6 protein-coding genes and 2 pseudogenes are annotated in these 5,497 nt (G+C 68.7%); 3 read left to right on the top strand and 5 right to left on the bottom strand.

Annotation, left to right across the window (positions count from 1 at the left end):
• Window positions 1-251, top strand: a pseudogene (locus ACWD3E_RS43095) (hypothetical protein); the annotation flags it as partial.
• Here ACWD3E_RS43095 and ACWD3E_RS43090 read toward each other — a convergent pair.
• The 3 genes from ACWD3E_RS43090 to ACWD3E_RS43080 all read right to left on the bottom strand — a co-directional run bounded on the left by ACWD3E_RS43090 (window position 208) and on the right by ACWD3E_RS43080 (window position 1,905).
• Entirely contained in the window at window positions 208-1,125 is a 918-nt protein-coding gene (locus ACWD3E_RS43090) for an IS5 family transposase (RefSeq protein WP_451392911.1), read from the bottom strand. The pseudogene ACWD3E_RS43095 and the gene ACWD3E_RS43090 sit on opposite strands and share 44 nt — an antisense overlap.
• A 403-nt stretch (window positions 1,126-1,528) precedes the next feature.
• On the bottom strand, window positions 1,529-1,714 hold the full coding sequence (locus ACWD3E_RS43085; protein ID WP_451392910.1) for a hypothetical protein: 186 nt from the start codon (window positions 1,712-1,714) through the stop codon (window positions 1,529-1,531).
• Window positions 1,711-1,905 (bottom strand): hypothetical protein, encoded by a 195-nt coding sequence (locus tag ACWD3E_RS43080; protein ID WP_451392909.1) that lies wholly within the window; start codon window positions 1,903-1,905, stop codon window positions 1,711-1,713. Before ACWD3E_RS43080 ends, ACWD3E_RS43085 begins: the two co-directional genes overlap by 4 nt.
• 156 nt (window positions 1,906-2,061) lie before the next feature.
• Between ACWD3E_RS43080 and ACWD3E_RS43075 the strand changes: the two genes are divergently transcribed.
• Both ACWD3E_RS43075 and ACWD3E_RS43070 read left to right on the top strand, forming a co-directional pair.
• Complete coding sequence (locus tag ACWD3E_RS43075; RefSeq protein WP_451392913.1) at window positions 2,062-2,520, top strand: hypothetical protein; 459 nt, start codon at window positions 2,062-2,064, stop codon at window positions 2,518-2,520.
• Window positions 2,521-2,545: 25 nt separating this feature from the next.
• Complete coding sequence (locus ACWD3E_RS43070; RefSeq protein ID WP_451392908.1) at window positions 2,546-3,898, top strand: hypothetical protein; 1,353 nt, start codon at window positions 2,546-2,548, stop codon at window positions 3,896-3,898.
• Here ACWD3E_RS43070 and ACWD3E_RS43065 read toward each other — a convergent pair.
• Window positions 3,895-4,359, bottom strand: a pseudogene (locus ACWD3E_RS43065) (IS5 family transposase); the annotation flags it as partial. The gene ACWD3E_RS43070 and the pseudogene ACWD3E_RS43065 overlap by 4 nt on opposite strands.
• A 61-nt stretch (window positions 4,360-4,420) precedes the next feature.
• Window positions 4,421-5,335, bottom strand: a complete 915-nt coding sequence (locus ACWD3E_RS43060; protein ID WP_451392912.1) for a transposase family protein — start codon at window positions 5,333-5,335, stop codon at window positions 4,421-4,423.
• Window positions 5,336-5,497 lie beyond the last annotated feature (162 nt).

The raw sequence follows: 5,497 nt of genomic DNA, 5'->3' as shown, positions 1-5,497 counted from the left end.
TGGCCTGCTCGGCGCTCTCGGTGGACTATCAGCGCATCCTGCAGGCTCTCGCGGACCGGAGCCGGCTCGGTCAAGGACCTTTGACGTGCCAGGAGGTGGCGGCCTGCTTCGGCCTGGGCCCGGTGCCGGCGAAGGTGGAAGCGCTGCGGTCGAAGGCGAAGCGGCTGGTGGCCCGGGGTTGGCTGGTCGAGTCGGCGCCGGGCAAGTTCACGCTCGCGAAGGACGTGGCCGGGCAAGGCGGCGCGTCATGAGCATCGTCATCGACCAGTAGACCATCGCCTCCGCGCTGCTAGTGGAGCGCTCGAAGTCGCGCACGAGGCGGCGGCTTTGCATCAGGTGAGCGAAGAACCTCTCCACGATCCACCTCTTCGGTAGCACCACGAAGCCGCTCATGTCGTCGCTGCGCTTGACGATGGCCAGGACCACGGCGAGGACGGCGAGGCTGTATTCGACGAGGCTGCCGGTGTAGCCGCCGTCGGCCCACACCAGAGCCAGTCGGTGGTGCGCGGCGGCGACCTGGGCGAGCAGCACCTGGGCGGCGGCGCGGTCGCCGACGTCCGCGGCGGTGACCATGACCGCGAGCAGCAGGCCGAGCGTGTCGACCACGGCGTGCCGCTTGCGGCCGTTGATCAATTTTCCGCCGTCGAAGCCGCGGCTGTCGGATCCGACGACGGCGTCCGCCTTGACGGACTGGGAGTCGATCATCCCGGCGCTCGGTTCCGGATCCCGTCCGGCCTGCTCGCGGACCTTTCGGCGGAGGCGGTCGTGGAACTCGCGGACTAGGCCGTGGTCGCGCCAGCGTCGGAAGAACGCATAGACCCGGTCCCAGGGTGGGAAGTCGACTGGGATGGCTCGCCACTTCGTTGCGTTGTCGACGAGGTAGCGGATCGCGTCCAGTATCGCTCGGTGGCAGTAGGCCTCCGGTTGGCCGCCCCGGCCGCGCAGCCATCCCGGAACCGGCAGCAGCGGCCGGACGGCCGCCCACTCGGCGTCGGTCATGTCGGTCGGGTAGCGGCGTTCGCGCACCCCGTGGTCGCCGGCGTTCCCGAACCTGTGAGCCAGGCAGTCACACGCGAGGGTGGCCGAAGTGGACCCCGCATCCGCGATGCCGTAGAAATGCGACAACAGGGTCTCCTGGAATGGTCGTTGGCGTAGACACCCTTCGAGCTACCAAGAGGCCCTGCTTTCATGCGTGGTAGCCGCCGCGGCCACCCGATCGAGATCTCCGCTCGACCGAAACCGCTCGGAGAGCGGGCCAACGACCGTCACTAACTTCGAAAGAGCCGCGGGTAGGGGCAGACCTCCAGGGGCTCCGCAGGCCGATCCGCCCAGCGCCACCAGAAGTGACCCGCCGAACACTTCCACGCATGGCGGCACACGCGCTTCTGGTCTTCGTCGCGGAGAGACAGGACAAGACCCAGGCTCTTCAGCGACCGCCCGCAGTCGGGGCAGCTTGGCTGCTCAGGAGGCGTGTCCACGGCCGACAGGGTAGCTCACCCGATCGAGACGCCCGTTCGACCGACACCCCTCAAGATCGGAACGACAACAGCCACTTACCGACGGGCGCCTCGACGAGTTCGCCCTGATCCCATGCGGCGAGTGCGCCTGTGACGCTCGCGCCGACTTCTCTGATCCAGTCGAGTTGCGTGAATCCGTCGAATCCGCCGGCCACGAGCCGAACGCCGTCGATACTCTTGCGCGGTTCCTCGATCACCTGACGCCCTCCGGGCGGGCCGTCGCCTGCGTGGGGAGGCACACGCGAGGCAGCCCGAGCAGGAACGCAACACGGTCGGCGGTCGCGGGCTCGTCGCCGTGCTCGCCGATCTCGTATCCGTAGTCGGTGAGGTACCGGCCACCCTGCGCGGTGACGGTCTCACCGAGTCCGGGGTGCAAGGGGTTCGTCACGCTTACCGCGTGAGGATCCTGATTCGTCACAGACAGCCCGCGCGCTGCGAGCTGTTCGGCCAGAATGGCGGCCGAGGCGGTCATCGCGTCCATGCTTCGATCCCACCGCGAGGCGTGCAGCCGCGGGATCTGACAACCTATGACACGGAGTTGATCATGTCGCTAGCTGCAGCGATTACCGGTACACGGCAGACCGGACACCGCGAACTAACCTGGTTTAGCAACTTGTTCGGCACCTACCTTGCGCCGTGGGCGGCCGGCGACGCCGAGTTCTACATCGGCGGCGCGGTCGGTATCGACAGCCTCACTCTGCTGTGGCTCGCCGGTAACTCGAAAGCACGGATCACTGTCGTCGCGCCGGGCACCGTGGCACAGCAGCCGGCCGAGGCACGGCAGGCGATCGAGCGTTGCCGCGACCGGATCGCCGAAATCGTCGAACTCGGCGCCGCCGAGCTGCGAACGCCCGCGTACCACGCCCGCAACAGGTACATGGTCGACCGCGCGCAGATAGTGATCGGGTTCCCGCTCGAAGGGCCCGAGGGCGCCTCGGGCACCTGGCAGACGATCAACTATGCAGACTCACAGGGGAAACCACGACTGATCGTGCCCGTATGACCTACGGAGCGTGCATCATGAGGGCATGAGCGCGCACGGCAAACTCGTCCGCGCTGCCACACTCAAACGGCTACGGCTCGGGCGTGGTTGGTCCCTCGCCGACACCGCGCGAGCCATCATCGGCAAGGCTGCCGAACTCGGGCAGCCGCTCGACTCCAGCGCCACGAGTGTGCAGCGGTCCGTCGCACGGTGGGAGTCCAGCAAGGCGCCGATCCTGCCCGGCGAGCGGTATCAACTGCTGCTCGCCCATCTGTACGCCCGCGGCGCCGACGGGCACATGTCCCTCGGTGCCGGCAGCGACTTCGGCGAGCTGCTCGACGCGCTCGCGTATCTCGGCGAGAGCGAGCGCCGCCTCGACGAGCTGCGCACGCTGCTCGTCAAGACTGCGACAGACGGCGGCGGCGGGCTGCTCGCACTGCTCGGCCCGTCGACGCAACTCGCACTGTCGACGGCGCTTGCCGACCCGTCGAGGCTCGACGAGGGTCTGCTCGCCGCGATGCATCTCGCCGTCGGCGACGTGAACGGGCAAGTCGGCAGTGTGCCGTTCGTGCGGGTGCAGCTCTTGCTCGCACCGATCGTCGAGTCGTGCCGCCGGCTGCTCGACGCACCCGTCCCCGAGCCGCTGCTGCCCGGCTTGCAGACGGTCGCCGCGGAGGCGTACACCCTCGCCGGCCGGGCGGCCTTCGAAACACGCGACGACGAGGCATCGCGGGCGCTGTACACCGAGGCGACCGCCGCCGCGGGCGGTATCGGCTCGCCGTGGCGCCGCGCCGTCGTCCACATGAGTCACGCCCTGGTCACCCTGTACTCGACGCCCGGCATCGAGGCAGCGCAACGCCTCGTCGACGCCGCCGTACGTGACGCACGGGCCGGCGAGAGCGTGACGGTCCGGGCGCGGGCCCACGCCCTGCAGGCGGAGATCGCGGCCCGAGCCGGCCAGGAACGGCACGCGCAGGCAGCGCTCGCCCTCGCGTGGTACGACATGGCCGGCGACCGCGACGGCGACCCGGCGTCGACGTCGTTCTCGCCCGCACACCTGCGCGGGTTCGAAGGGGTCACGTCGCTGTACGTCGGTGACCCCGCGGAAGCCCACGACTACTTCACCCGGTCGCCCGAGGCACTGCAGGCGCCACGCGAACGCGTACAGCGGGCGATCGTGACGACCGACCGGGCGCTCGCCCGGATCCGCCTCGACGAGCCCGAGTCGGCGGCCGAGCTGCTGCACGGGTGCATTGACGCTGCCTCGGCGACCGGCGGCAGGGTCGCCTCGATCCGGCTGCGCCGTGCCCGCAGCGACCTGCGGCCGTGGCGGCGCGAGGACTGGTTCGCCGACCTCGATGATCACCTGATCGAGTCGCTCGGCGCTTACAACGGCTAACGCAGTGAGCCGAGTTGCCGGTGGGTAATGAGGCAGCAGGCGAGTTTCAGGAATGCCTCGTGGATGTCGGCCCGCCGTTCCCAGCGGATCCGCAGACGCCGGAAGCCGTGCAGCCAGGCAAAGGTCCGCTCGACCACCCACCGGTAAGTACCCAGCCCAGTGCCATGCCGGGTTCCGCGTCTGGCGATGGCCGGCACAATGCCGCGAGCGCGGACCTGGTCGCGGTAGATGTCGTGGTCGTAGCCGCGGTCGGCGAATAGCGAGTCGGGCTTGCGGCGAGGACGGCCGACCCGGCTACGGACTGGCGGGATCGCATCGAGCAGCGGCAAAAGCTGAGTGACGTCGTTGCGGTTGCCGCCGGTCAGCAGGACAGCGAGCGGGGTGCCGTGCCCGTCGGTGATCAAGTGGTGTTTTGAGCCTGCCCGGCCGCGGTCGACCGGCGACGGGCCCGTCTGGCTCCCCCTTTTACGAGTTGGTGCGTGATAGCGGTTGAGGCGTGTTTGGTCTGCTCGGGGGCTTTTTTCAGATGTTGGCGGTGCGGTCGGAGACGAGGCCGGCGATGGCTCGGTAGGTGTCGGGCAGGCGGTCTCGTCGGTGTGTCCAGCGGGTCAGTTGGTTCCAGCGTTTGTGGTCGGCGAGGGCGTGTTCGACCGTGATGCGGTCGGACGAGTGCCCGTGACGGTCACGTTCCCACTGTTCGACTCTTCCGGGCAGTGCTCCGGGCCGGGGCTTTCTGGGCGGGGTGATCGCCTGGCCGGGATGGTCACGACTCAAACCCAGGTAGCCATCGTCCAAGAGAACCTCGACGTCGGGGAAGTGCTGGAAGCACACGGCGACGCCTTCGTTGCGGGCAGCGGTCGCGTCATGCATGCGGCCAGGTCGCAGGGCATCGGTCCATAACGTACGGCCGCGCCAGTCAGCTATGACGGTGGCCTTCATGGTGTTCTGCTTCTTCTTGCCCGAGACGAACGCGCGCCGTCCGCCGCGGCTGGCCGGTGGCCTGCGGACCTGGATCTCGGTGGCGTCCAGGCGGAGCTCGATGCCCTCGGTCTGGGCGTAGGCGAACACATCCGCCAGGGTCCGAAGACGCAGGCCAGGACTGTCGGGGACCGCGCACCCCCGCTCGGCCAGCAGGGTGCGTACTTCTCCGATTGCAAGGGTGATGGTGGACCGGTCGACCCCGAACAGCAGCCCCAGGACAGCGTGCGGAAGGTCGTGCCGCAGATGAATGAGCGTGGCCGTCAGCCGGTCGACGAAGACCAGTTGGTGACGGGCTCCGGCCCCTGCGGCCCGCTCCCTGACCCCGCCTCGCGCAGCATAGCGACGCCCCTCGACTCCGGCCTGCCACGGCATGGCCAACTCCTGAACCAGACAGGCGAGATGACGCCGAGAGATCCCCGTGAACAGCCGATGCGCGAGAACCGCCCGATTGACCATGAACGCCACAGCCGGATCATGCCACTTGCCAGCAACGACGCCTCACCCGCTATCACGCACCAACTCGTTACGAGTTGGTGCGTGATAGCGGGTGGGCATGCTCGTGTGGTGAGGGGCATGGTCGATCGGGCGGTGTTGGCGCATCCGTTGTTCACGGGCGTC

Source organism: Streptomyces sp. NPDC002676, from assembly GCF_053592455.1.
Note: the sequence above shows the minus strand (reverse complement) of the source record. Positions and strands in the feature narration are given on the sequence as shown.